The 26,127-nt window shown below is 43.5% G+C and carries 26 protein-coding genes; 17 read left to right on the top strand and 9 right to left on the bottom strand.

The features are described from left to right. Positions 1–42 precede the first annotated feature (42 nt). On the top strand, positions 43–363 hold the full coding sequence (locus ACHAL6_RS08135; RefSeq protein ID WP_395269945.1) for a cupin domain-containing protein: 321 nt from the start codon (positions 43–45) through the stop codon (positions 361–363). A gap of 77 nt (positions 364–440) precedes the next feature. Here the strand turns inward: ACHAL6_RS08135 and ACHAL6_RS08140 are convergent, their stop codons facing one another. Beyond that, complete coding sequence (locus ACHAL6_RS08140; RefSeq protein WP_395269947.1) at positions 441–1,058, bottom strand: hypothetical protein; 618 nt, start codon at positions 1,056–1,058, stop codon at positions 441–443. A 222-nt stretch (positions 1,059–1,280) separates the two neighbouring features. Here ACHAL6_RS08140 and trmB point away from each other — a divergent pair, with 222 nt between their 5' ends. Continuing rightward, complete coding sequence (trmB, locus tag ACHAL6_RS08145) at positions 1,281–1,934, top strand: tRNA (guanosine(46)-N7)-methyltransferase TrmB (RefSeq protein WP_395269948.1); 654 nt, start codon at positions 1,281–1,283, stop codon at positions 1,932–1,934. After that, the gene (locus ACHAL6_RS08150) at positions 1,934–2,323 is read left to right on the top strand and encodes a hypothetical protein (protein ID WP_395269950.1); all 390 of its coding nucleotides are present in this window, start codon (positions 1,934–1,936) and stop codon (positions 2,321–2,323) included. Before trmB ends, ACHAL6_RS08150 begins: the two co-directional genes overlap by 1 nt. Before the next feature lie 66 nt (positions 2,324–2,389). Here the strand turns inward: ACHAL6_RS08150 and tpx are convergent, their stop codons facing one another. The 3 genes from tpx to ACHAL6_RS08165 are packed head-to-tail and all read right to left on the bottom strand — an operon-like array spanning position 2,390 to position 5,359. Then, positions 2,390–2,896, bottom strand: coding sequence for a thiol peroxidase (gene tpx, locus ACHAL6_RS08155; protein ID WP_395269952.1), 507 nt, complete (start codon positions 2,894–2,896; stop codon positions 2,390–2,392). A 25-nt stretch (positions 2,897–2,921) separates the two neighbouring features. Then, positions 2,922–3,797, bottom strand: a complete 876-nt coding sequence (locus ACHAL6_RS08160) for a DUF2156 domain-containing protein (protein WP_395269954.1) — start codon at positions 3,795–3,797, stop codon at positions 2,922–2,924. A 41-nt stretch (positions 3,798–3,838) separates the two neighbouring features. Continuing rightward, on the bottom strand, positions 3,839–5,359 hold the full coding sequence (locus ACHAL6_RS08165; RefSeq protein WP_395269956.1) for a hypothetical protein: 1,521 nt from the start codon (positions 5,357–5,359) through the stop codon (positions 3,839–3,841). 188 nt (positions 5,360–5,547) lie between these two features. On the opposite strand from ACHAL6_RS08165, the gene argS reads away from it, so the two are divergent. The 10 genes from argS (at position 5,548) to ACHAL6_RS08215 (ending at position 17,958) form a co-directional block, all read left to right on the top strand. Beyond that, positions 5,548–7,233 (top strand): arginine--tRNA ligase, encoded by a 1,686-nt coding sequence (gene argS / locus ACHAL6_RS08170; RefSeq protein ID WP_395269957.1) that lies wholly within the window; start codon positions 5,548–5,550, stop codon positions 7,231–7,233. Between the two features lie 120 nt (positions 7,234–7,353). Next, complete coding sequence (locus ACHAL6_RS08175; protein WP_395270082.1) at positions 7,354–8,955, top strand: gamma-glutamyltransferase family protein; 1,602 nt, start codon at positions 7,354–7,356, stop codon at positions 8,953–8,955. A 121-nt stretch (positions 8,956–9,076) separates the two neighbouring features. Then, positions 9,077–10,072, top strand: coding sequence for an ATP-binding cassette domain-containing protein (locus ACHAL6_RS08180; protein ID WP_395269958.1), 996 nt, complete (start codon positions 9,077–9,079; stop codon positions 10,070–10,072). A 3-nt stretch (positions 10,073–10,075) separates the two neighbouring features. Next, positions 10,076–10,885, top strand: a complete 810-nt coding sequence (locus tag ACHAL6_RS08185) for an ABC transporter permease (protein WP_395269960.1) — start codon at positions 10,076–10,078, stop codon at positions 10,883–10,885. A 1-nt stretch (position 10,886) separates the two neighbouring features. Continuing rightward, on the top strand, positions 10,887–11,678 hold the full coding sequence (locus ACHAL6_RS08190; protein WP_395269961.1) for an ABC transporter permease: 792 nt from the start codon (positions 10,887–10,889) through the stop codon (positions 11,676–11,678). A gap of 440 nt (positions 11,679–12,118) precedes the next feature. Then, a complete protein-coding gene (locus tag ACHAL6_RS08195) occupies positions 12,119–14,014 on the top strand; it encodes a glutamine synthetase (protein WP_395269962.1) in 1,896 nt (631 codons plus the stop codon). Between the two features lie 120 nt (positions 14,015–14,134). After that, entirely contained in the window at positions 14,135–14,548 is a 414-nt protein-coding gene (locus ACHAL6_RS08200; protein WP_395269965.1) for an arsenate reductase ArsC, read from the top strand. Between the two features lie 210 nt (positions 14,549–14,758). Next, positions 14,759–15,490, top strand: a complete 732-nt coding sequence (locus ACHAL6_RS08205) for a hypothetical protein (RefSeq protein WP_395269966.1) — start codon at positions 14,759–14,761, stop codon at positions 15,488–15,490. 119 nt (positions 15,491–15,609) lie between these two features. Next, on the top strand, positions 15,610–15,972 hold the full coding sequence (locus tag ACHAL6_RS08210; protein ID WP_395269968.1) for a DUF5412 domain-containing protein: 363 nt from the start codon (positions 15,610–15,612) through the stop codon (positions 15,970–15,972). Between the two features lie 36 nt (positions 15,973–16,008). Next, on the top strand, positions 16,009–17,958 hold the full coding sequence (locus ACHAL6_RS08215) for an amylo-alpha-1,6-glucosidase (RefSeq protein ID WP_395269970.1): 1,950 nt from the start codon (positions 16,009–16,011) through the stop codon (positions 17,956–17,958). Positions 17,959–18,495: 537 nt separating this feature from the next. Here ACHAL6_RS08215 and hpt read toward each other — a convergent pair. The 5 genes from hpt to ACHAL6_RS08240 all read right to left on the bottom strand — a co-directional run bounded on the left by hpt (position 18,496) and on the right by ACHAL6_RS08240 (position 22,292). Further along, entirely contained in the window at positions 18,496–19,014 is a 519-nt protein-coding gene (gene hpt, locus ACHAL6_RS08220) for a hypoxanthine phosphoribosyltransferase (RefSeq protein ID WP_395269972.1), read from the bottom strand. Further along, a complete protein-coding gene (locus tag ACHAL6_RS08225; protein ID WP_395269973.1) occupies positions 19,007–19,933 on the bottom strand; it encodes a cytidylate kinase family protein in 927 nt (308 codons plus the stop codon). Before ACHAL6_RS08225 ends, hpt begins: the two co-directional genes overlap by 8 nt. Before the next feature lie 176 nt (positions 19,934–20,109). Beyond that, positions 20,110–20,304 (bottom strand): FeoB-associated Cys-rich membrane protein, encoded by a 195-nt coding sequence (locus ACHAL6_RS08230; protein WP_395269975.1) that lies wholly within the window; start codon positions 20,302–20,304, stop codon positions 20,110–20,112. A 9-nt stretch (positions 20,305–20,313) separates the two neighbouring features. Next, positions 20,314–22,065 (bottom strand): ferrous iron transport protein B, encoded by a 1,752-nt coding sequence (gene feoB, locus ACHAL6_RS08235; protein WP_395269977.1) that lies wholly within the window; start codon positions 22,063–22,065, stop codon positions 20,314–20,316. Next, positions 22,065–22,292, bottom strand: a complete 228-nt coding sequence (locus ACHAL6_RS08240) for a ferrous iron transport protein A (protein ID WP_395269978.1) — start codon at positions 22,290–22,292, stop codon at positions 22,065–22,067. Before ACHAL6_RS08240 ends, feoB begins: the two co-directional genes overlap by 1 nt. A gap of 240 nt (positions 22,293–22,532) precedes the next feature. Between ACHAL6_RS08240 and pgmB the strand changes: the two genes are divergently transcribed. The 4 genes from pgmB (at position 22,533) to ACHAL6_RS08260 (ending at position 26,015) form a co-directional block, all read left to right on the top strand. Then, positions 22,533–23,177, top strand: a complete 645-nt coding sequence (pgmB, locus tag ACHAL6_RS08245; protein ID WP_395269979.1) for a beta-phosphoglucomutase — start codon at positions 22,533–22,535, stop codon at positions 23,175–23,177. Between the two features lie 20 nt (positions 23,178–23,197). Then, complete coding sequence (locus ACHAL6_RS08250; protein WP_395269981.1) at positions 23,198–23,923, top strand: HAD-IB family hydrolase; 726 nt, start codon at positions 23,198–23,200, stop codon at positions 23,921–23,923. Between the two features lie 20 nt (positions 23,924–23,943). After that, complete coding sequence (locus ACHAL6_RS08255) at positions 23,944–24,717, top strand: ribonuclease H-like domain-containing protein (protein ID WP_395269982.1); 774 nt, start codon at positions 23,944–23,946, stop codon at positions 24,715–24,717. A 224-nt stretch (positions 24,718–24,941) separates the two neighbouring features. Beyond that, positions 24,942–26,015 carry a DUF4236 domain-containing protein gene (locus ACHAL6_RS08260; protein WP_395269984.1) on the top strand — a complete coding sequence of 358 codons (1,074 nt, stop codon included), beginning with the start codon at positions 24,942–24,944 and terminating at the stop codon, positions 26,013–26,015. The last annotated feature ends 112 nt before the right edge of the window (positions 26,016–26,127 follow it).

Below are 26,127 nucleotides of genomic sequence, written 5' to 3' on the forward strand. Positions count from 1 at the left end.
AGATACGAAGTTAATTAATCTTAAGAATCTGGAGGAAAAGAGATGTTTGTATTTAATCAAGATAGTCAGAGCGTCAACTGCGATCCTGGGGTGCATCGTAAAGTACTGGCTCAGAACAAGGATATGATGATGTGTGAAATCAGGTTCAGTAAGGGTGCTGTAGGGGCAATGCATGCACATCCGCATCTTCAGACCACCTATGTGGTCAGTGGGTCCTTCGAGTTCACCATCGGTGAAGAAAAACAGGTTGTGAAAGCCGGAGACAGTTTACTCATGCCACCCGATGTTCCTCACGGAACAGTAGCGCTTGAAGATGGCGTTCTTGTAGATGTATTCAGCCCTATGAGGGAAGATTTTCTTTAACAATCAGAAAAGCAGAATAGAAGAGCCACTGCTATCCCTTTTTAGAGGAAGCAGTGGCTCTTTTCCTTTATATACGCCTAGAATTCAGCTTTGTAGAAGATGCCTTCCGGAGTTGCTGTCATGTCAAAGAATGAAATATCCAGAGCACCTAGGAAGCTGGATAGAAAGGATCTTCTGAGGTCCAGGTACAGGTTTTCAGGAAGATTCTGTTCTTCATAATAGCTGCTGTGGATATCCCTGCTGCTCTTCCAAACAAGATGATGATCGTCTGATTCAACCAGTTCGTTGATCTTATCACAGGGCATGCCATCTAACAGAATGGCGTTCAGATAGCCATAAAGTTCCTGCCCGTTTGTGAACCGGACCTTCTCTTTCAGAGAGTCGGCAAGTCTCTTGCCATATTCAGCATGAGCCAGGTGAAGTGCATTTTCATCGTTTCTGGCAACGATCTCCTTTGAAAGGATGCCCATTCTCTTTTCGTTTGCCACAAGATGGGATTCCAGCCATCCATGGATGTTATCATGGTCAATCTGGACTTCTAGTGCTTCATCACTCGTTCTTGGTCCATGTAAATCTAAGGCATGCTCGTCCACTGAATGAAGATTGAATAGATCAATCAGAAATGCTTCCAGATTCTCCTGGATTTTAATGCGGTTATGCTGCACAAAGTGTATGGGTGCCAGTTTTTCTTTCATAAAATTCCTCCATATGGTTGTATTCTTCTATAGCGTACACTGAATATGGAAGAAATTGTATGACTTAAATCAAATTTCAGCATATTTTCATGTTATTTTATCGTGCGCAACTGTATTTACCCGTGAATTAAGGATATCATCAGGAAAACATCGGAAGAAGATGAAAAAACATGAAAAATATTGTATACTTCTCTAAGTGATTAAATTGAAATAGGTGATGAAATGAGATTAAGAAAAAAGTGGTGGGCTAGACCCGAAATGGAAAAAGATACCAAGGCAATCATTGAACCTTGGGATATGAAAGGAAAGTGGAGCGAAAATTTCGGAAACGATCATCCCATCCACCTGGAGCTGGGATGTGGAAAAGGCCAGTTTATCAGTACTCTGGCAGCGATGAATCCGGATATCAACTATATTGCGATAGACCTGAAAGATGAGGTCCTTGTATTTGTACTTCGTAAAATAAATGAACTGGGCCTGACCAATGTAAGACTGATCCCCATGTTCATTGAGCGAGTGGATGAGATTTTTGATGAGAATGAAATTTCGAAAATCTACATCAATTTCTGCAATCCATGGCCGAAGGCATCACATAACAAAAGGAGACTGACCCATCCCAGATTCCTGACGAAGTACAAGGGGTTTATCAAGCCCGGTACGGAAGTCTGGTTTAAGACAGATGACGATGATCTCTTTGAAGCGTCCTTAGGATACTTCAAGGATGAGAATTTTGATGAAATCTACAGAACATGGGATTTAGAGGAAAGTGGATTTACGGATAACATCAAGACGGAATATGAAGAAAAGTTCAGTGCATTTGGAGTGAAAATCAAGTTCGGCATTTTCAGACTTGAAGAAGAGAAGGGTGAATCCTGATGGAGATGGTTGAGATCAGAAATGATCTGCTGAAATTTGTCAGAGTATACTACAAGGACTCTGAAATCAGTCACCTGGATGTACCAAAGGGTGAAATTGAGCTGAAGTTCAGCTTCACTCAGAAGGAACGGAAGAATGTGCTGAGATTTTTTGAAGACAACATCCATATCTTCACGGACTATACTGAGGACACCAGAAAAGATATTATGGAGATCAGTGAAATCTTCATTCGATTCGATGAAGACGGTCTTTATTTCGGGAAATCGGGTTTTGACTACACGGCATCTAATGCCGCGGCTTATTATGTGCTGAACCGATATCTGGATGAAATGGTGGATCAGCTGCCGAGTAAGATGAGTTATTACAAGGAAAATTATCTGTATCAGTGATAACGGGTCATACGAATCAGAGCAGTAAAAAAAGCGGTGTTACACCGCTTTTTTTCATGGGCTTTATCATGAGTCCATAGAAAAGACTTTTTTCGCTTCTTCCATGATCTTCTCGTAGTCCGGTTCATTGCCGATCTCAGGCAGATACTCTGCATAGGTTATTCTATTTTCCTTGTCCACGACAAAGGCGGCTCTAGCCAGGATGGCAAGCTCTTCCACATAGGTTCCTGTGACTTCTCCGAAGATCCTGAACTTGTGGTCGGAAAGCATGGTGACATAATCGCCCGCGTTTTCTTTCACCCATCTTTTCTGAGTGAAGGGAAGGTCCATGGAGACTCCGTAAACGAGGATCTCCGGGTAGGATTCCAGCTTGTCGTTGAAAGTGAGTAGTTCCAGTGAGCAGGCTGAAGTGTCAACTGACGGGAAGGTCAGAATGACTTTAGGTGTGGAAAGTTCATTGGATTCCACATCGTTTAATCCGGTATCCGTCAGCGTGAATTCCGGCATCGCGTCTCCGATTTTCAGCTGAGTTCCGTATAGATGAACTTCATTTCCGCCAAAGGTGATTTTCATAAGTACAACACTCCTTTGCTATGAATCAGTGAAAAGTTACAATGAATTTTTCTTCAAGAAACTCCGGCATATAAGATTCCTTTGATTTTCTGAGCCCGGGGATCCCCATATCCTGTTCTCTGTTCGTGTACCTGATGCCTGCTCCGAAATATTCCATGGAGGTTCTTGCAAGAAAGGCGTACAGTCCGCTGATGCGTCTGTCCGCTTTCTCGATGTGGTTTAAGATGACATCTTCATTCAGCACTTCCAGGAGAGAAAATCCCTGACAGATATCATCAACGAAAACAGATATACCGACGATGTTGAAAAATTCCTGATGCTCCAGAAGAGTTCTGATTCCTGTCAGTTCATGCCTCAAGGCATCGGACTGATTACTGTCTTCATACCACTTCAAGGCAAGGGCTAGACATTCTTCTTTAGACTCTTCTATATGCTTAATAGTATATTGGTTGTATCTTATAAAATTATTAAAATGATTTCTCTTGCTGTGCAGATCCTTTCCGCTGAAGCTGCTCATGCTTTCTACGGAATAGATGTATTCTGCTGAATCGCGGTCTGATTCATAGGAGAATTCATAGCCCAGCTGCCGGATTTCTTCAAGCTGGGATTTCGAGACGTCTCTCAGCACTTTTTCAAATCCCTTCGCATCCATAAAAGAAAGCAGTGAATCGTAGCATTCTTTACCCTTTGTCTTATCTTTACAGATCGGAGGGATGAAGTACGTATTCTCCTTTTCTTTCATAATATAAAGGGCATGGTCCGTGTGCGCATATTGTATGTTCTGCGCATTGCGCCAGATGAAGAGGTTGGTGAAATTATAGGTGGAAACAAGAAAGGGGTAGGGATTGAGGAACTGATCGAATAACTTTTTACTGTCCATATCCAGTGGTTTAAAATTCATTGCGTACTCCTTGTATCCTATATTTACTGATGCTGATCAGCTCATTCGTGCTCCTTCAGGTGGATCACTTCCAGTTCTTTTCCATACATGCCTGTCAGGGTCTTATTGAGCTTTCTGATTTCATGGATTTCAAAATCAAGCGTGTGTGCTGAATATACTTCAAGTAAGATTTTCTCGTCAAGAACCGAGACATTCTTGACCTGAATATCCATTTTATTTGCACTCAATAATTTTTCCGCGATGCTGATACAGATCCCGATATCGGAAATCATATCTATATCCAGACGATTGATGATCTGTCCAAACTGAAGAAGAGGGGCGTCTCTATGGATCCCATCTGTAAAGGTAGCAGCCATGGCGGATTGAATGATTTCTCTATGATCCATTCCGTTGATTTCCGAGTTGGAAATGATATAGAAGTTATGTTTGTGGTGATTGTAATATCTGACAGATAACCCTACGTCTCTCAGCATGGAACTGACTTTAATGATGTTCTCGGCATTTTTCCATTCCTTGCGGATTCCGGAAAATCCATCGTAGATGGATTTGGTCAGCACATAGAGAGATTTCGCTTTATCCACATCCACATTATGTATCCTAAGAATGTTCAGAATGGAACGGTCAAGCATATCGGGAAGGGTTCCATAATTCTTGTCGATGTAATCGAAAAGAAAGCCTTCTCTGATTCCTGTTCCGCTGACGCGGATGTTGATGATTCTGGTCTTTCCGATGAGAGCATTTAGTATGGCAAGGGCAGCAGGGAGAATATCCGCTCTTTCTCTGTCGATTCCTTCTATGGTATATCTCTGCTTCAGATTCTTTGTGATCAGGCTTCTGTACATGGATAAGATGTCCAGGTCCTGCATAGTGTATTCATGAATGATGTTGATGGGATAACGTCTTTTTTTACGGTCAATCTTACTAATGGCTCTTGAAGAACCACCTAGTATGATCATTTCATGAAAATTTCCATTGCTTAGCCAATCCACTGCATCCAGTTCTTCCTTGAGATATTTATCCAGTGCCGTATGATCTTCTTTCGTTACGTGGTCTTCCAGGTGGAATTTTTCTGTCAGAGATAATGTCCCGATTGGAAGGCGATAACTATCTATGAGTGTACCATCTTTCATCCAGCCCAGCTGAGTGGATGCACCGCTTATATCCACAAGCAGAGAGTTATTGAGATTCATGGAATTTTTGACTGCGAGATAATCCAGATGGATCTCCTGCCTGTTTGTGAGTTCTATTACGTTCAGTTTCAGTTCTGTCTCCAGTTTTTTTCTGATTTCATCCTTATTCGTTATATGCTCAAAAAATTCGGATAGAATCACGTGAGGATTTTCAGCGCCTGCTGAATCAGAAAAGTCTTTGAAATATGTCATTATTTTCACAAGAGAAGTCACGTTTTCTTCTGAAATGGAGAATTCTTCCTTTGTGTTTTTGCCCAACTTCAGATTTTCCTTATAGGACTCCAAGAGTCTGTAGCTTTTATCATCTTCAATTTTCCAGAGAGCATATCTGGTTGTATTTCCGCCAATATATATCAATGCAAGTTTTTCCATTTTTTTAACCTCTCCTCTATGAAATATCATTATTATACTACAAGACAAGAATGAGGAGTACAAGTTTCTTTATGGAGATGGGGATGGACTATGGACGGGAGGAATTCTCTGTAGTAAAATAGATAAGATATAAATGCGTTCGTGTAACATGGTGATGCATCTGAGAATCACTACAAGGAGGAAGTACATTGGATTATAAGAAATTGATAGCTGAAAGTATTAGTAGTGCATTGGGAATAGAGGCGGAAGACGTCTTAAGATCAATCGAGATCCCGCCGAAGCAGGATATGGGAGACTATGCATTTCCCTGTTTTCAGCTTGCGAAGACGTTAAGAAAAGCACCGAATATGATAGCGGCGGAGCTGAAAGAGAAGCTGGACATACCAGAAATTGAAAGAGTTGAGGTCATGGGACCTTACGTGAATTTCTTTCTGAACAAGAGCATCTATCTGGAAGGGGTTGTGAAGAAAGTCCTGGAAGATGGAAGTGAATACGGCAGCTCTGAATTCGGTGATGGAAAAACGGTCATTGTCGAGTATTCTTCTCCTAATATTGCAAAGCCCTTCCATGTTGGACATCTTTTCACTACAGTGATCGGGAACTCCCTCAGCAGAATTTTCAAGTTCCAGGGGTTCAGCACGGAAAGAATCAATCACCTGGGTGACTGGGGTACACAGTTCGGGAAGCTCATTTCAGGTTATGAAAGATGGGTGGATAAGGAAAAGCTTCAGGAATCTCCCATTGAAGAGCTGAACAGAATCTATGTGAAATTCCATGAAGAAGCGGAAAAAGATCCAAGTCTTGATGATGAAGCAAGACAGCATTTCAAGAACCTGGAAGACGGCAAGGAATACGAGTATAATCTCTGGAAAGAATTCAGAGAGCTTTCCCTTATGGTCTTTGAAAGAGTGTATGAAGAGCTGGGCGTTGAATTCGATTCCTATGCAGGTGAGAGCTTTTATGGGGACAAGATGGATGAGGTTGTGGATATTCTGGAAGAAAAGAAGATCCTTACAGAAAGCAACGGGGCAAAGGTCGTGATGCTGGATGAATACAACATGCCTCCTACCATCATCAAGAAGGCGGATGGCGCAACCATCTATGCAACAAGAGATCTGGCTGCGGCCATTTACAGAAAAAGAACCTATGACTTCCATAAGAACATCTATGTGGTAGGAACTCCCCAGGCACTTCACTTCAAGCAGGTCTTCAAGACCCTGAGTCTGGCAGGATTTGAATGGGCAGAGGACTGTGTCCATGTTGGCTTCGGTCTTGTGAAGTTCCCAGGAAAGATGATGTCCTCCAGAAAGGGCGATGTGGTTCTTCTGGATGATCTTCTGAAGGAAGCTGTGGTCACAGCGGAAAAGATCATTCATGACAAGAATCCGAACCTGGCGGACAAGGAAAATGTGGCAAGAAAAGTTGGGATCGGAGCCATCATCTTCACTTATCTCAAGAACTCCAGAGAGAAGGATATCATCTTCAACTGGGATGAAATTCTGTCCTTCGACGGTGAGACTGGGCCATATGTCCAATATACTTATGCCAGAGCCAAGAGTATTCTGAGAAAGAATGAAAAGCCGGATGAGGCGGACCTGACACTTCTTTCCACGCAGGAGGAATTTGAGCTTTCCAAGACACTGGAAGGATTCGGGAATGCGGTGAAAGTGGCCATGGAGAAGTATGAGCCTTCTGTCATCACAAGATACGTTCTTCAGGTGGCAAAAGACTTCAACAAGTTCTACAACAACTGTCAGATCAATTCGGCAGAGGAAGAGCTTAAGAAAGCGAGACTTCAGCTGGTGGAAGCGACGACCATCGTTATCCGAAATGCGCTGGAGCTTCTGGGTATTGAAACCGTAGAAGAGATGTAAAACAGAAACAGATAAAGAAGGATTGGCACAGTTCCATGTGGAACGACGCCAATCCTTTTCTTTTTTCCATTATACTTTATAGGAATGTGTTTATTATGCGAATGATTGGGAGGTATTATGATGAAATTTGATCCAATGAATATGCCCTATAGCAGCAGAAGGATTCCCCTGAGCGGTAGAAATGGTGTAGTAGCCACGTCTAATGCGCTGGCTTCGGATGCAGGTCTTGAGATTCTGAAAAAAGGAGGGAATGCTGTAGATGCGGCAATAGCAACAGCAGCCTGTCTTACGGTGGTGGAACCGACAGCCAACGGAATCGGGTCGGACAATTTCGCCCTGGTTTGGATGAAAGATAAGCTTTATGGTTTAAACAGCAATGGTCCTTCTCCTGAGCGGATTACTCTTGATGAAGTGAAGAAAAGTCATGAGACCATGCCGGTGCATGGATGGACCCCGGTTACGGTTCCAGGGACACCCAGAGGGTGGGCGGAGCTGAATAGGAAATTCGGCAACCTCTCGCTTCTTGAATGCCTGATGCCTGCAATCAGTCATGCGGAAAACGGCTTTCCGGTGGCGGCGAATGTGGCGCATATGTGGAAAAGAGCACTGAAGAAGTACAGAGAGATCTTCAAAGGGGAGGAATATGAAGAATGGTTCAGGACCTTCACTGTGAAGGGAGAAGCTCCGGAAGCCTTTGAAATCGTCACCCTTCCTGATCATGCAAGAACCTTGAGACTAATTGGAGAGACCAGCGCAGAAGCTTTCTATACAGGAGAACTGGCAGATAAAATGGAAGAGGATTCCATAAAACATGGCGGATACTTGAGAAAATGCGATCTGGCTTCTTTCTCGTCTGAGTGGGTGACACCGCTGACTGTTGCGTATCGAGGCTACGAAGTGGCGGAGCTTCCTCCAAGTGGGCAGGGCATGGTCGCGCTCATGGCGTTAAACACGCTTTCCCGATTTCCTGTAAAGAATCGCGATGCAGAGTATTATCACAGGGCTATGGAATCCATGAAGATGGCCTTTGCCGATGGAATGCATCATATAACGGATCCGAAGGACATGGGTTTCCGTCCATCTGATTTTCTTACGGAAGAGTTTGCGAAAAGAAGAGCGGGAATGATTACAGATGAGGCTCAGATCTTCACCTATGAGGATCCGTTTCAAAGCGGAACCGTATATCTAGCCACAGCAGACAAGGACGGGAACATGGTGTCCATGATCCAGTCCAACTACATGGGTTTTGGAAGCGGTATCGTGGTGGGTGGAACCGGGATTTCTCTGCAGAATCGCGGCGCAGACTTCAAGCTGGATGAAAATCATAGAAACGCTCTGGCGTCGAAGAAGAGGACCTATCATACCATCATTCCGGGGATGCTCCTGAAAGAGAGCAAGTGCATCGGCGTGTTCGGCGTCATGGGAGGCTATATGCAGCCGCAGGGGCACCTTCAGGTCATGAGCAGTCTTCTGGATTTCAATCTGAATCCTCAGGCGGCTCTGGACTGTCCGAGATGGCAGTGGATCCGGGAAAAAGAAATTCTTGTGGAAAACACCTTTGATGAGAAGATGGTGGAAGAGCTGAAAATGAAGGGACATGAAATCAACGTAACGGAGGACAACAGTCACTTCGGAAGAGGTCAGATGATCCTGAAAATGTCAAGCGGTGCGTATGTTGCCGGAACGGAGTCCCGGACCGATGGGAATATTTCGCTATACTGAGTAGGAGGGGTATAAGGAAGCAGAAATGCTTCCTTTTTTCATCAATAAAATAATATATTATTCACCTTTCAGGTGATATAATAACCATTGCAAGAATAATGAATCGAAGAGGTATTCGGCCATGATTGAAGTGAAGAATCTGACAAAAGAATTCAGAATGAATAAGAAATATCCAGGATTTACAGGTGCGCTGAAATCCTTTTTCACCAAGGAGTATACGGTGACAAAAGCTGTGGATGATGTAAGTTTTCATATTGACGAAGGTGAAGTCGTCGGCTATATCGGAGCCAATGGGGCAGGGAAATCCACAACCATCAAGATGATGACAGGTATTCTGACGCCGACTTCAGGAGAAGTGCTTGTCAATGGCATCATTCCCTACGAAAACAGACAGAAGAATGCCATGGACATCGGTGTGGTATTCGGGCAGAAAACACAGCTCTGGTGGGACCTTCCTTTGTCTGAAACATTCACCCTGCTGCGAGATATCTATGAAGTGGATCAGAAGAAGTTTGAGTTCCAGATGGATTTTCTCAATGAAGTGCTGGAGCTGAAGGAATTCATGCTGCAGCCGGTGAGAACTCTGTCTCTGGGACAGAGGATGCGCGGGGATCTTGCCGCGGCACTGATTCACAATCCGAAAGTGATTTATCTGGATGAACCGACCATCGGGCTGGATGTGGTGGTGAAGGAAAGTGTGCGTAAGGCTATCAGAAAGATCAATGAGACCTACGGAACCACAATTATTCTCACAACCCATGATCTCATGGATATTGAGGAACTCTCCAGCAGAATCATCATAATCGACAAGGGTAGAATGCTCTATGACGGTAATGTGAAGCATATCAAGGAAACCTACGGTTATATGGCAGATGTTGAAATTCAGACCACCAATGCCATCGAGCTTGAAAAAGTGCAGTTCATAAAAGAGCTGGACCAGGAGTTCATTCATCTGCATGCGGAGGAGAACCGCCTGAAGGTCCAGTTCAACAAAAATCGCATCACCACAACGGAAATCACAAAACGGCTCATGGGGAAGCTGGATATTACGGATTTCACCATTCATGAACCCTCCATCGAAGATATTGTAAAGAAAATCTACAGAAACGAGGTGTGATGGATGAAGCGCATCAAGGCATATCTGCCTTTCACCATAAACACCTTCCAGATGCTTCTCTCCTATAAAGCCAACGTGATCATCTTCATGCTGGGGGAATGGATGATGCTGACTGTATCTTTCTTCTTGTGGAAAGCGATTTTCTCCAGTTCTCCGGAAAGGGTCATCAAAGGATTCACACTGAATGAAATGATCCTCTACATCATCATTTCGTTTCTTACCACCCTGATCACATCAGTGGATATTTCCTTTGATATCTCAAGGGAGGTGAAAGACGGCACCATTGCCATCAATCTCATCAGACCTGTAAGCTATGAAAAGAGAATGCTGTTTCAGGCCTTTGGAGGTGTTCTCTATAATTTCATCATCATTTTTGTTGCTGCCTTCACAGTGATCAATCTCATTGTGTACAGTAGTCCGGGTTTTTCGGGGAACTACAATGTTCCTTTATACCTCGCAAGCATGACCATGGGGATCTTCATCAATTTCTATTTCAGTTACAGTTTCGGTCTCCTTTCCTTCAAACTGACGAACATGTGGGGGATGTCGCAGATCATGGGAGCCGTGATGCAGCTTTTATCCGGTGCACTGATCCCTGTGGTGTTTTTTCCGGCAGTGTTCAGAAATCTCATCACGCTGCTTCCTTTCAGCTCCATCGTCTACACCCCTACCATGATCTATCTCGGAAAGCTTCAGGGAATGGATGCCTACCAGGCTGTTGCGATGCAGCTTTTCTGGATCATCATGATGATGCTGATTTCGAAAGCCATATGGAAATCCATGGTCAGGCATCTGACCATACTGGGAGGTTGACATGAGACGATATATAAGACTATACAACCAGTTTCTGAAGCAGTATCTGAAGTCCTTGATGGAATACCGTGTGGACTTCGTGTTTGGGCTCATTGGGTTCATCTTTGTGCAGCTGACAGGCGTGATCTTCATTCAGCTGATCTTCAGCAGCATACCTTCACTGGATGGATGGAGTTACGATGAAGTGCTCTTCATCTACGGGCTGGCTCAGGTGCCAAGAGGCATCGATCATGTCTTCACAGATAATCTGTGGATTCTCAGCGGTCGAATCATTCTGCAGGGAGGATTTGACAAATATCTCCTGAGACCGCTGAACCCGCTTTTCCATCTTCTGGCGGAAAGATTTCAGCCAGATGGATTCGGAGAAATCATCATCGGCATGATGCTCATGTTCACATCCTGGAGAAGGCTGCAGCTTGAAATGACCCCTTTGAAGCTTCTGCTTCTCTTCTCAACCATTCTCTTTGCCACGTTGATTTATACGGCCATAAAACTTGCCGTAGCCAGTATTTCCTTCTGGATCAAATTCGCGCAGTCCTATCTCTATATGACTTATCAGCTCAGTACTTTCACTAAGTATCCTTTATCCATCTATCCCAAAGCAATCAAGTACATACTGACTTTTCTTATTCCCTTTGCATTCACCGGTTATTTTCCGGGTGCTTATTTTCTGGGGAGAGAAAACTTCTGGGACGGTATTTTCCTGACACATGTCGTTGGGATCATCAGCATATTCATTGCTTATGGAATCTGGATCCAGGGACTGAAAAAGTACGAAAGTGCAGGCTCATAGAAAATCAGCAGGTGAACTGTCATCTGCTGATTTTCTGCATGTGCTGCATGCTGCTGTGGAAAAAGAAAAGCGCTTATAAAGGATCTTTCAATGATGTGATGGGAATAAGTGGAACAATAAAGAGGAAAGTAGGAAAAACATTCGTGAAAGAAGTGTCCATCTTAAACTTTTTAAGTTTTGAAGGCAGTATAGGTATGATAATGTTGCAAAACAGTTTATTTAGTTAAAGAATCTTGAGGGATGCACACGGATTATCGTACGGTAAGGTTTTTAAGTCTTAATATTATTATTCTGAAATCGTTATGATTGAAGATTAATTAAGTGAAGTTCTGATAAATATTTTTATCCTGAGAAAGTGGCCTTTTACAATATACGCAGAGGTTTTATCTGTGGTAGTCTTTTCTTGTTGATTTAAAATTTTGATTACTGGAGGAATAACCATGAGAAAAGACCTTATCTATACTTTTCATAAAAATGATCTGGCGAAAGAGGTGCTGATAGGGAAACTGAAAGAACATCCGGAAATCCGATTTGTGTCTCTGGCTGCGGTGGATCTCATCGGTCATGAAACAGACACGAAAATACCGGTGAGCTTATTCATCGAAGACATTGACAACTATCTCTATGGGTATGCGGCGCAGACGGATGGTTCCTCTGTATTTCTTCCGAAAATCGCCACACTGAATAATGCGAAAGTGAATATGAAGGCGGATACAGAGGTCAAATGGTTCGTGGAATACAATGAATCTCTGACGGATGTGGATACAGGAAAACCTGTAGGCACCCTGAAGATACCGTGTTTCCTATACCATGACGGAATCCCCGTGGATTCCAGACATATTCTCACAGAAGCGGAGAAGAGCTTCAAGAAGCATATCATGCAAGCCTTCAGTGAAAGCGAGAATCTGAAAAAGGAATTCGGCTTCAGCAGTGAAGATATCGAAAAGGTGGATATCACTGCCGCCACGGAACTGGAATTCTGGGTGAAATCACCAGATACTTCCGGAGATATTGAAGCGCTGAGCACCTCTCAGGAGCTGAAAGAGCAGTACTGGAGCAAGACCAGGGGCGCTGTAAGAAGTGCTGTGGAAGAAACCCTTATTCTCATGGAGCTGTATGGCATCAAGCCGGAAATGGGACACAAGGAAGTAGGGGGCGTGAGAGCGAAGCTGAACAATGACGGAAGGTTTGAAGGGGTTCTGGAACAGCTTGAAATCGACTGGAAATATGCAAGTCCGAAGCAGACAGGAGACTATGAGCTCTTTGTGAGAAATCTGGTTCGAGAGGTGTTCATACGATATGGACTGGAAGTGACATTTCTGGCGAAGCCTCTGGACCGTATTGCAGGAAGTGGTGAACATACCCACATCAGTGCATCCGCGAAGCTGAAAAACGGGAAAAGGATCAATCTCTTCCATACGACAGCGAAGGATTTCATGAGTTCCATCGGATATGGTTCGCTCATGGGGATTCTGAAGAACTATGAAGTGATCAATCCTTTTGTGACTTCCTCCAACGAAGCCTTCAAGAGGCTCAAGAAGGGTTATGAGGCACCCATTTCCATCGTGTCTTCATTGGGGTATGAACCTCATATTCCTTCCAGAAACCGTACCATCCTCATTGGGCTCATCAGAGATGAGAACAGCCCGCTGGCAACGAGGTTTGAGCTTCGTTCTCCCAATCCTCATACCAACACGTTCCTTTGCATTTCGTCCATGCTCATGGCCATGACCGATGGAATCCTTTATGCAAAGGAAAAGACCTGTGAAGAGCTTCTGAAAGAACTGTCCAAGGAGCCTGGTGAATCTGCGGCGTATCTGGACAAGGAAAGAGCATACAGAACGGAAAAAGATGTGTTTGATGATTTTTCGGACGAAGACAGAGAAAAGTACTTTGGCGTGGCACCAGAGACGGTGTACGAGAATATCAAAGCATTCCATCTGTATCCTGGAAAAGTCGATGTGCTGAAAAGAGATGATGTGTTCAGTGAAAAAATCATCGACAGCTATGCTGCAGGTCTTCTGTATAAGTGGTATACGGAAATCGACCACAGAATGATTCCAAGCTTCATCAGTGAAATCAGAAGCTGCAGAAAATTCCATAAAGATGGTGTGTTCCTGGATGACAGAGCCAACTGGGATCGCGTGGAACGGCTGAAGATCTCCCTGATGAAAAATACAGATAAAAGCAAAGGAATCTTCAACTACATGAGAGAAGCGCTGGAGAAGGCAGATTATGATGTGCTGTCTGATACACAGAAGGTCATGTACGAGAAGATCAGTGAACTTCGACAGGCCTACAAGGAATACAAGGATAATCTGATGGACATCTGTTAAAATAAGATAGAAGAAGGTCGGCTGCGGATGGGATGCATCACTGCCGACCTTCTTAACATGATTTTAACCGGGGATTCAGACGAATTCTGATATACTGAAAAGAAAAAGGACTGATGCAATTTGAAACCGAAAGTCGCATTCGTGTGCGTTCACAACTCCTGTAGAAGCCAGATGGCGGAAGCGCTTGGAAAAACACTGGCAGGAGATGTGTTTGACTCCTTTTCCGCGGGAACGGAGACGAAACCTCAGATCAACCAGGACGCAGTACGAATCATGAAAAGTATATACGGAATTGATATGGAAGCTACGCAGCATTCAAAACTCATTGATGATCTGCCTGAAAATGTGGATGTGGTCATCACCATGGGGTGCAATGTGGAGTGTCCGTATCTTCCTTCCAGACACTGCGAGGACTGGGGCCTGGATGATCCTTCCGGCCAGTCCGATGATGCGTTCATTCTGACTGCACAGCTCATCGAGGAGAAAATAAAAGATCTGAGAAAGCGTATTGAAACAGGAGAAATTTCCTTATAGGTAAGAGATGATGCGGAGTGTTCCGCATCTTTTTTTCATCTGTGTTTACCTGAAAGAAATGAAGCATCACGCCGGCAGAGAATGAATGCTTCAGATAGGGAGCATGAAATGACATTGTTAAATTTTGACATATCTCGTGAGATTCACTATAATATTCTTATCGGACAAAAAGATTGTATACAATCAAATAAAATCAAAGGATGAGGCATTATGGTAAAATATAGATTAAAGATTACAGACATAGTGGAGGAAGCCTTCGGCACCCGTACCTATTTCATGGATATGCCGGAGGATTTTCTCTGGGATGAAGGTTCCCATGTACACATCGGCTTAGCCGGATATGATGCGGGAGAGAAACCTGTTTCAGCCTGGGTGAGACACATGTCCATCATGACACTTCCGACGGAGAAGAAGATCGGTTTTACCACACGGAAAAGGGAAAACTGCTCAGAATTCAAAGAGAGACTGTTTGATTCAAAGGTGGGAGATGAGATTGTTGTCTTCAAACCGGGTTCCAGAATGGGACTTCGACGAGAAAAAAGACCGGTGGTGCTGATTTCCATGGGTGTAGGGATAGCCACCATGAGGCCGCTGGTACTTGCGTACAATAAAGATGGTAAGGACATTTCTCAAGTGTTGAACATCAATGTGGATGCTTCAGGAGAATTTCTCTACAGAAACGATCTGGATCGTATTTCCTGCGACACCTACTGCAACTACTGGCTTGATGGAAGAGAGAAACTCTATGAACTGATGGACGGACCATTCATTCCTGAAAACGCAATCTATTATCTTGTGGGAAGTGATACTTTCCTCATCGACCTTATCCATAGACTGGGGAAAAACGGTATTCCCATAGAAGACATCATGATTGACAAGAAACCGGAATTCATGTCCAGATTTCTCATGATCAGTCCTGGTGAGTTCAACGTTCTGCTGTAAATAAATTAAGGAAAATATAAAAGAAATAGTGAGAAGCTATTTCTTTTTTTATGGGAAAATGAAACAAGGAATCAAATGGTACGGTATACTAATATTAGTTAAAGGGAAGGTGAAATAGGATGAGAAAAGTCATTACGGTCATGCTCCTAATCGTGCTCCTGCTTTTCATCGGAGTCTATTATTTTTTCTATGACATGAGTCATTTCTCTGGAGGGACCCTTATAGCGGAGGAAATCTCACCCGATGGAACCTATACGGTGAGAGCCTATCTGGGTGAACATGGCGCTACCGTGGCCAATACGGTCCGAGGAGAACTCGTCTTTAATGAAATGGGGAGAAAACCGAAGAACATCTACTGGAACTACAGGGAAGAGGAAGCGGTGGTTTACTGGATGGATGGAGATACCGTGGTGATCAACGGGAAGGAGCTTACAGTTCCATTCGAAATCTATGACTTCAGAAGAGACAAAGAACTGGAGTAAAACAGGCAGAAGACAGGAAAGATAGGGAGGAAATACATGAAATTCACTTATGGAAAAAGAGACTGGAATACACTGAGAAGAGGACAGGAGAACTGCTATCTTCTCGCAAACCGGAAGGGAGGCTATTCATCCCTCAGTATGGTAGGGTCCTCTTCAAGAAATGAGCATGTGCTCTTCATGGCTTCTGTGAAGGCACCCAATAACTGGGTGCAGTTTGTATCCAACCTTGAGGAAATCATCAGAATCGATGATCGTGAGACGACACTTAGATCCCAGGAGTATGTGGGCTATACAAAAAACAAGGAAGGATTCCGGTATCTGGACGGATTTTCGCTGGAACACTATCCCGCATGGAACTATCTGGTTCATGGCGTATCCATAGAGAAAAAGGTGGTCATGAAATATGAAGAAAATCTCGTGCTTGTTTCCTATGAAATGGAAAATCACAGCGGAAAAAATACAGAAGTCATATTGAAGCCCTGGATGAGATTCGTGCCGAAAGGAAGCATGCCTCAGAAGGGACAGAAAGCAGAGGTCAGTGCAGACAGAATCGTCAGCGGAGGATATACGCTGTTCTATAAAACCGATGCAATGGTAAGAAAGACGGATACCCTCTGGGAGGAGGACCTTTACTTTGAAGATGATGCGAAAGATGAGAGAGATGCGATTGGTACACAGTTTTCAGACCATGAGTACTACATCCGAATGAAGCCCATGGAGAAGAGATCCGCCTATATTCTTTACAGCCTGAATGAAATCAGTGATCATCCGGATGAAATCATCCTTGAGGAGCGGAAAAGGAAGGAAAGTCTTTCTGAAGCTTCAGGAATGAAATCAGATCTGGGCAGGCAGCTGGCCATAGCTGCCGATGCCTTTGTGGTGGACAGGGAATCCGTATCCGGCAGAACCATCATTGCGGGATATCCTTTTTTCGGAGACTGGGGCAGAGATACCATGATTGCCGTCATGGGATGCTGCATCGCATCAGGTAGAAAAAAGGACACGGAGAGTATCTTCCGAAGCTTTATGAAATACATGAAAAACGGGATCATGCCGAATATGTTCCCTGAAGGAGAACAGGAACCCATGTATAACACGGTGGATGCATCCCTGCTCTTCATTTATGCGGTGTATGAATATTATCAGGAATTCAGGGACCTGGAATTTGTCCGGGAAGCCATGCCGAAGATGATGGAGATCATAGACTGGTATCGAAAGGGAACCGATTTTCATATCCGGATGGAGGAAGACCATCTCCTATCAGCTGGAAGCGGGCTTGAGCAGGTTACCTGGATGGATATCCGAGTCTATGATTATCTTCCTACGCCACGCCATGGGAAACCTGTGGAAATCAATGCATACTGGTATAATGACCTGAAAGTCATGGAATACTTCTTGGAACTTATGGAAATGGGGAGCGGTCAGGAGTACCGTGCACTTGCAAAGAGGGTGAGAGATTCTTTTGTGCAGCAGTTCTGGAACCATGAGCAAGGGTGTCTGAAAGATGTAGTATCGGGAACAGAGTCGGACTACCAGGTGAGATGCAATCAGATCTGGGCTGTTTCGGTTCCTTTCGGCATGCTGGACAGAGAGAAGGAAAGAAAAGTTGTTGAAAAAGTGTATACGAAGCTTTATACCCCTTATGGTTTACGCTCACTGTCTCCGGACGATCCGGAGTATCGTCCTTCCTATGGAGGATCCTTATGGGACAGAGATACCGCCTATCATCAGGGTACAGTCTGGGCTTTTCCGCTGGGCGGATATTATCTGGCTTATCTAAAGGTCAACGACTATTCCAGAGGAGCTAAAGAGAAAGTGATGAAAGATATGGGGCTTCTGGAAGGCACTTTGAGAGAAGGGTGCATCGGCCAGATTGCTGAAATATTTGATGGAGAAAAGCCATCTGGATCGAAGGGATGTTTTGCCCAGGCGTGGAGCGTGGGAGAGCTCATGAGAGCGTTGAAGCAAGCTGAACAACAAGAATAATTATGCGAGTTATTGTCATGAATGCGTATAATTACTTACATATTTAAGAGAATGAGAGAGAAATGGAGATAATTATACATAGATGAAGCTAATGAAAGCCACTTCACTTTCTCCACCCTTTAAATTATCAGTAAATTCTGCTATCATATAAATAAGCTCCAAGGAATACCTAAGACGGAAAGCTTACGGAAGCTGTTTTCAGAAACAAAACTTAATAGGAAACTTAAATACCGTAGACCAAGAATCTGCTATACCTGAAAAGTGAAAGAGAAAAATCGACTTACCATATGTCCAGAAACATTGAAAAATATACACAGGAAAGTAAAAAATCTAGTATATCCAGAGATGGAAAAAGACTATAGTAAACAATTAGTACCAAGTATCTTAGCAGATGAAGTATTTAAGAAAATGACTATTTAAGTGGAAACGAAGAACATGGCAGAACTAAGAAGGAACTCGATGAAGGTTCGTTGGAGCTCCCTTATGCTCAAAAAAGAGGCAATCTCAAAGGAGAATGCCTCTTTTTTTGAGCATATTCTATTTTCTGTATTCCACGATTTCCTTCAGATTTCGATGTTTCTCGTTGTAGTCCAGTCCATAACCCACAACAAAAATATCAGGCATGGTGAAGCAGGTGTGATGAATATCGAAATTAAGCAGCCTTTTTGCCGGGTTATCAAGTAGAGTACACACACGAAGACTTCGCGGGTGGAAGGATTCCAGATGCTGAAGGACATAACCTATGGTCAGTCCCGTGCCGACGACGTCTTCCAGAAGGAGGACGTTTTTTCCTGTGATATCAAGATCAAGATCCTTGATATAGGTGACCACTCTTTGCTTCTCCTGATCTTTTTTGACGCCGATGGATAGAAAATCCAGCTCAATGGGCATGGTAAGATGCCTCGTGAGATCAGAAAGGAAATAGATCGAACCTTTCAGAATACTGATGATGATCAGCTCATCATTGTTATAGTAATCATTGATTTCCCCCGCGATTTTCTGGACGCTTTCTCTGATTTCCTCTTCTGTATAAATGATTTTACCAAGATTATTCATGTACATGATCCCCCCACTGCGCAAATCGCTCCACCAGACTGTGAAAGTCATTCTTGTATACGATGCTGATATTTGTTCCCGGATAGAGTTTCTTCAGAAGAGCCATTTTCTTTCTCTTGATGGATGTGTACTTCTGATTCATGATGGTCAGTTCAATATAGGTGTTGAACCGAGGAAGATAGAAATCAGGAGAGAAAGCCTGTGTGATATTACCTTCTGAATCCCATTTCAAAGGGAAGGTGCGCGGTTCATATTCCCACTCGAGATTGTAGAGATCGAGTACTTTGGCAAATTCCTCCTCGGACTCGTTCTTGAAGTGTATTTCTTCAGATTGAACAGCTTCTTCAACTGTTCCTGGATCCATTCTCTTTTTCCGATAGAGATCAAGGATCAAACTGATGGCTTCCTCGGCTTCTACTTTGTCGGTGTTTATGTTCACATGATAAAGCAGGGTATCCATCCAGTCCGTCTTGTAGAGGAGCTGAATATATCTTCTATGCCGCCTGTCGGTATGCTCCAGTATTTTCTCAGCGTCATCATGGGAAAGGTTGTTACGGCGGATCATCCTTTCGATGCGTGCCGCCTTGGAACCTGTGATTTTCACATGAAGAGCTTCCCTGTGACTCTGAAAGATCAGCTGAGAACCAAGACCACTTATGATCACAGACTCTCCTGCTACAGTTTCATGGAGCTTCTTCTCGAGAAAATCCTGAAAGACTATCCCGCTGGCAGAGGTCTTCATATAATATCCCGGGCTTTCAGAAAGCATATGCAGCTCATGTGCAGTGGCAATTTCAGGGAACCAGTTCTTCAGCACATAATCCCTGGTGATGTGAAGCACATTGAGATTCTCTGCCAAGCCTTTGGCAATCTCATCGCCTAAGCTTCCTGTATCTCTTGATAGGGTAACAAATTTCACTCTGATCACCGCCTTGATGTTTCATTGTTATTTCAATTCTATCATGAAAACGGTCTTTTTTGATAGACCAGCGCACTAAAGAAGAGCATGGACGCTGGAAATTCATTTCACCTTTTTTTCGGCGCGAATAAAAAGCCGAGAAACGAATCCATATGGATCATTTCTCGGCTCTATTTCTATTTATCCGCAGTTTTCTTTTCCGTGGAACTGTTAATGAACTCTATGCCCATGGCTCTTTCCGGAGTGTAGATGGAGCAGTCCGTATCACAGCTTCTGCATGTACTGCAGTCCGCATTTTTCGTCGCTCTGATCTTTCTTACAAGAAAGAAGAAGGCAGCGCCTACAATGGCTATGGTTATGATGATTTCCATTTTATCCTCCTATAAGATAAGTGAACCGATCTGGTAAACCAGAAAGGACATGATCCAGGCAACACAGAAGTAGAAGATAGAACTGAAGACTGCAAATCTGCCTCCATATTCTTTTCTGATGGTTGCTATGGTCGCCACACAAGGAGTATACAGTAGAACGAACACCAGGAAGCTGGCTGCCGTAAGCTGTGTAAACAGTGTGGGCAGAATCATGCTGAGATCACCGCCGTAGATCACGCCCATGGTGGACAATACCACTTCCTTTGCCATGATTCCTGTAACAAGAGATACGGCTGCTTCCCAGGTGCCGAATCCCAACGGAGCGAATATCGGTGCAAGAATGGAACCGAAACCGGCAAGGAAACTGTCTCCCATATCTGCCAGTCCACCCGTATTGAAGTTGGAGAGGAACCAGACAAACACCGAAAGGGAGAAGATGATAGTGGAAGCTTTTCTGATGAATCCCTTTCCTTTATCCCAGGTGCTGCTTGCAACGAGACTGAAGGAAGGAACCTTATACTCTGGCAGCTCTATGATAAAAGGTTCTTCATCTTTCTTGAAGATCGTGCTCTTCAGCAGCATTCCTAAAAGGACGGCCACTAGTCCTCCGAAGAGGTACAGCCCCATGACTGCAAATTCCGCATGATTCCTGAAGAAAATGGTTCCGAAGAGAATGTATACAGGAAGTTTTGCATTGCAGGACATGAATGGTGCAAGAAGAGCAGTGAGTTTTCTGTCCTTTTCACTTTCAAGGGTTCTGGCTGCCATGATTGCAGGTACTGTGCACCCGAATCCCATCAGGATGGGAATGAAGGCTTTTCCGGAAAGTCCGATCTTCCTCATGAGTTTATCCATGATGAAGGCACCTCTTGCCATATATCCGGAGTCTTCCAGAATGGATATGGCGGCAAACATCACCATGATGATGGGCAGAAACACCAGAATCGCACCGACACCACCAATGATCCCGTCTATGATCAGTGACTGGAACCAGGGGCTGCTGCCGGAAAGGATTCCTGTCATGAATTCAGAGATTCCTGTGAGCACATAGGCATCCAGGAAATCTGAAAGAGGAGCCCCCACCCAGGTGAAGGTGAGCTTGAACACCAGATAGATCATCAGAATGAATATGGGATAGGCTAGTATCGGATTCAGAACGATTCTGTCGATCTTTCTTGTGACCGACTGGGATTCTTTGACCATCTTTGACGCTTTTCCCAGAATTCTGTTGATTTCCTCATATGCTGTTTTCTCATCGGGATAATCACCCAGTTTAGGTCTGATGGAATGATCCTTTTCCGACAGAGCTTCTTTGAGTTTTTCGATCCCCTGACCTTTTGTGGCCATGATGGGGATCACTCTTATGCCAAGTTCTTCCTGGAGAATCTCAGGATTGATGTCCATGCCCTTCAGGTCTGCAATATCCAGCATATTCATAGCGATGATCACTGGAATATTGTATTTCAGAATCTGAGTTGTGAGGTACAGGTTTCTTTCCAGATTGGATGCATCCACGATATTGAGGATGAGATCCGGTTTTCCGTTTTCCAGAAAATCCTTGGAAACTTTCTCCTCATTAGAATAGGTATCTAATGCATAGATACCTGGTAAATCAGTTACTTTTATATCATTATGGTAACCCTCTTTCTTTTCCACTGTTACACCAGGCCAGTTCCCGACATATTGGTTGGAGCCTGTGAGCAGATTGAAAAGAGTGGTCTTTCCTACGTTAGGGTTACCGATTAACGCAATATTTTTCATTAAAAAGAAGCCTCCACTTGAATGTTACCGGCATCTTTTTTTCTGATTGCCATGTTGGAACCTCTGAGAGACAACACAATGGGATCTCCGAAAGGAGCTCTGTTTACTACCTCGATCTGACAACCTTCTGTACAGCCTAGGGCAGATAATCTCTTAACCAGCTTCTCGTCGCCAAAGACATTTCGCACAAACGCCTTTTCTCCGAGCTTTAAATCATTAACGCACATATTATACACCGTCCCTATTGAAAATCATTATCAATTACTAGAATATTATAGTACTTTGTTGCTTGCGAGTCAACAGGGTAATGAAATGTCATAAAATTAACAAGCGGAAATTCTATGGATACACCAAAAGATACGCTATAATGTAATAAACAAGAAGAAATATGGTATCATTTATTTTATACTATTCAATGTCATCATCAATTATTCAGAATAGGATTAGTTTATTTTTGGAGGTAATTTATGGGGATCAAGGCTGTCGTTTTTGACCTGGATGGAGTTTTGGTCAACACGGACAGATTTCATTATCTAGCGTGGAAGAGAATACTACAGGAACTTGGAAAAGACTTTTCCGTTGAGGACAACGAACAGATCAAGGGAGTTGCTCGTTCAAAGTCTCTGGAAATTCTCCTGCAGATGAAGAACATCACCATGAGTGAAGTGGAAAAGATGCGAATTCTTCGAAAGAAGAACAATCTGTATCTTGAATACATCACTGAAATAGATGAGGAATATCTGCTTAATGGTGTGGAGGAATTTCTGGAACTACTGAAGTTCAACGGGTTAAGAACGGCAATCGCATCGACCAGTGACAACACTTCCCTGGTACTGGAAATGACCGGACTGAAGAAGTATTTTGATGTGGTCATCGATGGGCATAAAGTGAAGGCACCTAAACCCAATCCGGAAGTCTACCTTGTCTGCGCCATGGAACTAAGGATCGAACCGGATGAATGTGCAGTCTTCGAGGACAGCAGAGCGGGTGTCCTGTCTGCGAAACGAGCGGGAATGAAAGTGATAGCGGTAAGTGATAGAATCATTGGCGAAGCGGATAAGTGCATAGCGAGCCTGAAAAATCTGGACATGAGTATTCTGGATTTTCAGTGAACCATGAGGAGGGAACTTTCATGAAAACAGCAGCTTTTTTCGATATAGATGGAACACTTTACAGAGAAGTGTTCATGAAGGAACTTTTCAAGAGAATGATCAGAAGTGAGATCATCAAGGAAGAGGACTGGTTTACGCAGGTGAAACCCTATTACGATAAATATGATCGAAGGGTAGGATCCTATGATGATTATCTCATCAAGATGGCCAACATCTATACGCTTGCGATCAAGGGATTCCATCACAGTTTCATCGAACACATCATTCATAATGTGGTGCGGGATATGGGACTTAGAAACTATCTCTTCACAAGAAACAGAATCAAGTGGCATAAGAACGAAGGGCATAAGGTCATTACCATATCCGGAAGTCCCATTGAGCTTGTTAGAGAGATGGCCAGTCTGCATGATTTTGATGACTACAGAGGATCCATTTATCCCATGGATGAGAAACAACGCTATACAGGTGAAGTCATACCCATGTGGGATGGAAATTCGAAGCAGAATGCCATCTTCGAGTTAAGGGATCTGTATGACATCGATCTGGAAGCTTCTTATGCCTATGGGGATACAGCGGGGGATTTCACCATGTTCAAACTGGTTGGACATCCAGTGCTGGTGAACCCTACACGAGAGCTGGTGAATCTGGTGCTTCAGGATCCGGAAGTGAGAAAGAAAGCGGAAGTTGCAGTGGAAAGAAAAGATATCATCTATCATGTGAAGATAGAGGATCTGGATATAGAGTAGAAAGAAAAGAGGGATGAAGAATGCTGGTGCAAAAGGAAAGAATTCCTGTTGCCGTCAACTCTTCTGACTGCACATTGAAATATCGTGGCGAAGAGATCATTAAGGATTCGATCTTCTTTGATTTAGAACATTATCTCTACAAAGAGCCCATAGCCATTGGTGTTTTCGGTGCAGCAGTCTATCAGGAAGAGAAGCAGGCCATAGTGACGACACAGTATATGATCGAAAACAAGAAGGATGCCAGAGCGATTCTGAAGATGACCAAAGATTACTTCGAAGCCATGAAGACAGATGGGAAAAAGTATCTTGTGACGTTCTCAGGAAACAATGATTTTCTGGTGATCAATCATCTGTTCAGAAAATATGAAATTGAGTATGATTTTGCGGAAGAATTTGAGCTTGTGGATATTCAGAAGGAGTATGAAGCGAAGTACAAGAAGAACATCGGACTCAAGAATCTGGAAAGACTTCATCAGATTGAAAGAGACGGCGAGCTCATTTCAGGAATGACCCTGGCAAAAACATTTTCGAAAATCATAAAGGATCATGGATACATACACAGAATGCCGGAAGAGAAAATCGTGAAAATCATGAAATACAATGAGCAGGATGTGGTGAATCTCTTCAACATCATGAATCGATGGGAAGAAGTCACACTTGAGGATGTGCTCACACTGGAAGAAAAGCTTCTGGAAGAAAAACTCAGGAAGCTGGAAATGAAAAGGCTGCTTGAGGAAGAAAAAGAGAAAGAGATTTCCTTACCGATGGATGACATGGCCAATGAAATGGGATGAACATGAATGCCGTTTCTGAAAAAGGAAGGCATTATAAAACCTGCATGAAATCATGCAGGTTTTATAATGTGCCGCAATAATTGCAGAACCACCATGGAAGCATTGATAATTTACGGAACATTCGATAGAATTGAAGATAAGAGGAAGAACTGATGATCGTTATACGTAGTCAGAAGCAAGGAATTGGAAGGATAAATGGATGGATGATCCATAGGTGAAGCAAAATGGGATTTAATTTCAGAAAAAGAATAAGACTAGGAAAACTCTTCAGCCTGAATATCGGGAAATCAGGAGCCAGTATTTCCTTCGGTGCAAAGGGATTCAGACAGAGTTTCAGTACCAGAGGAAGCTCCAGAACAACCTTCAGTCTTCCGGGAACAGGCCTTTCCTACAGTAAGACACTTAGTGCGAAGTCCATACTGAAGAAGTTCGGCAACAGGGAAGTGTTCAGAAAGGAATCCGGGTTTTCTGATCCGGAAGCAGAGGTCAATGCGTACCGTGAAGATATCGCACTGATCACGACCCTTCATCACTATGAGGATTATCCCAGTGGAATCGACTGGGAAGAGGTCAAGGTGGAAGCAGAGCCTTTCGAGAAAGGAAAAACGGGTCCTCATACAGAAGAAGCCATGAAGCTGGTTGAAGAGAACAGACCGGGGTTATTTGCAAGAGTCTTCAAGAAAGGCGATTTCGAAGACAAATCAAAGGAAGTGCTTGAGGAAGCCAGAAAAATGGATGAGGAACTCTATACTGCCTGGCAGAACAACAGAATCATTGCAGATAAGATGCTGCATGATGACAAGGAAAGTTATCTGGAGGTACTGGAAGACCTGAAATTAAGTGAGGAGCTTGGTCATTATGTCAGGAACATGGACTTCAGCTACACGGACCATGACTCTCTGAAGGTGGATATGACACTCAGTATTGATGATTTCATCCCAGAGGAGTATAAAGCCCTGACGCCCACCGGGAAGCTATCCATCAAAAAATACACGAAAACGGACTATTACGACATCGCCAATCAGTTCGTATCAGGGCTAGTATTTCGAACAGCGCGTAATCTGCTCAATATACTGCCAGTGGAAGATGTGCTGGTCAATGTGTGGGAAACGGAAAAAAACAAGTACAGTGGCGTCGACGAAAGCAAGAGAATTCTATCCATACTCATTGACAGGAATACATTCAGAAAGCTGAATCTTGAGAAAGTGAATCCATTTGATGCTCTGACCAATTTCAGACATGAAGTGGAATTTGTGAAAACCAGAGGCTTCAAAGAGGTCGATGAACTGAAAATATGACAGAAAAGCTCCAGAATATGGAGCTTTTTTCAGTCCGACTTCATGGGGGAAACAGCTTCAGGACTAGATTGGGCAGAGAATAAAGGAGCTGGATAGTATTTAACTTTGTTTT

The sequence above is a fragment of the Proteiniclasticum sp. C24MP genome (genome assembly GCF_043951855.1).
Classification (GTDB): Bacteria; Bacillota; Clostridia; order Clostridiales; family Clostridiaceae; genus Proteiniclasticum.

Coding starts and splice junctions, on each gene's coding strand:
- ACHAL6_RS08135 (WP_395269945.1), top strand. CDS start 43: ATGTTTGTATTTAATCAAGATAGTCAGAGCGTCAACTGCGATCCTGGG.
- ACHAL6_RS08140 (WP_395269947.1), bottom strand. CDS start 1,058: ATGAAAGAAAAACTGGCACCCATACACTTTGTGCAGCATAACCGCATT.
- trmB (WP_395269948.1), top strand. CDS start 1,281: ATGAGATTAAGAAAAAAGTGGTGGGCTAGACCCGAAATGGAAAAAGAT.
- ACHAL6_RS08150 (WP_395269950.1), top strand. CDS start 1,934: ATGGAGATGGTTGAGATCAGAAATGATCTGCTGAAATTTGTCAGAGTA.
- tpx (WP_395269952.1), bottom strand. CDS start 2,896: ATGAAAATCACCTTTGGCGGAAATGAAGTTCATCTATACGGAACTCAG.
- ACHAL6_RS08160 (WP_395269954.1), bottom strand. CDS start 3,797: ATGAATTTTAAACCACTGGATATGGACAGTAAAAAGTTATTCGATCAG.
- ACHAL6_RS08165 (WP_395269956.1), bottom strand. CDS start 5,359: ATGGAAAAACTTGCATTGATATATATTGGCGGAAATACAACCAGATAT.
- ACHAL6_RS08175 (WP_395270082.1), top strand. CDS start 7,354: ATGAAATTTGATCCAATGAATATGCCCTATAGCAGCAGAAGGATTCCC.
- ACHAL6_RS08180 (WP_395269958.1), top strand. CDS start 9,077: ATGATTGAAGTGAAGAATCTGACAAAAGAATTCAGAATGAATAAGAAA.
- ACHAL6_RS08185 (WP_395269960.1), top strand. CDS start 10,076: ATGAAGCGCATCAAGGCATATCTGCCTTTCACCATAAACACCTTCCAG.
- ACHAL6_RS08190 (WP_395269961.1), top strand. CDS start 10,887: ATGAGACGATATATAAGACTATACAACCAGTTTCTGAAGCAGTATCTG.
- ACHAL6_RS08195 (WP_395269962.1), top strand. CDS start 12,119: ATGAGAAAAGACCTTATCTATACTTTTCATAAAAATGATCTGGCGAAA.
- ACHAL6_RS08205 (WP_395269966.1), top strand. CDS start 14,759: ATGGTAAAATATAGATTAAAGATTACAGACATAGTGGAGGAAGCCTTC.
- ACHAL6_RS08210 (WP_395269968.1), top strand. CDS start 15,610: ATGAGAAAAGTCATTACGGTCATGCTCCTAATCGTGCTCCTGCTTTTC.
- ACHAL6_RS08215 (WP_395269970.1), top strand. CDS start 16,009: ATGAAATTCACTTATGGAAAAAGAGACTGGAATACACTGAGAAGAGGA.
- hpt (WP_395269972.1), bottom strand. CDS start 19,014: ATGAATAATCTTGGTAAAATCATTTATACAGAAGAGGAAATCAGAGAA.
- ACHAL6_RS08230 (WP_395269975.1), bottom strand. CDS start 20,304: ATGGAAATCATCATAACCATAGCCATTGTAGGCGCTGCCTTCTTCTTT.
- feoB (WP_395269977.1), bottom strand. CDS start 22,065: ATGAAAAATATTGCGTTAATCGGTAACCCTAACGTAGGAAAGACCACT.
- ACHAL6_RS08240 (WP_395269978.1), bottom strand. CDS start 22,292: ATGTGCGTTAATGATTTAAAGCTCGGAGAAAAGGCGTTTGTGCGAAAT.
- pgmB (WP_395269979.1), top strand. CDS start 22,533: ATGGGGATCAAGGCTGTCGTTTTTGACCTGGATGGAGTTTTGGTCAAC.
- ACHAL6_RS08250 (WP_395269981.1), top strand. CDS start 23,198: ATGAAAACAGCAGCTTTTTTCGATATAGATGGAACACTTTACAGAGAA.
- ACHAL6_RS08255 (WP_395269982.1), top strand. CDS start 23,944: ATGCTGGTGCAAAAGGAAAGAATTCCTGTTGCCGTCAACTCTTCTGAC.
- ACHAL6_RS08260 (WP_395269984.1), top strand. CDS start 24,942: ATGGGATTTAATTTCAGAAAAAGAATAAGACTAGGAAAACTCTTCAGC.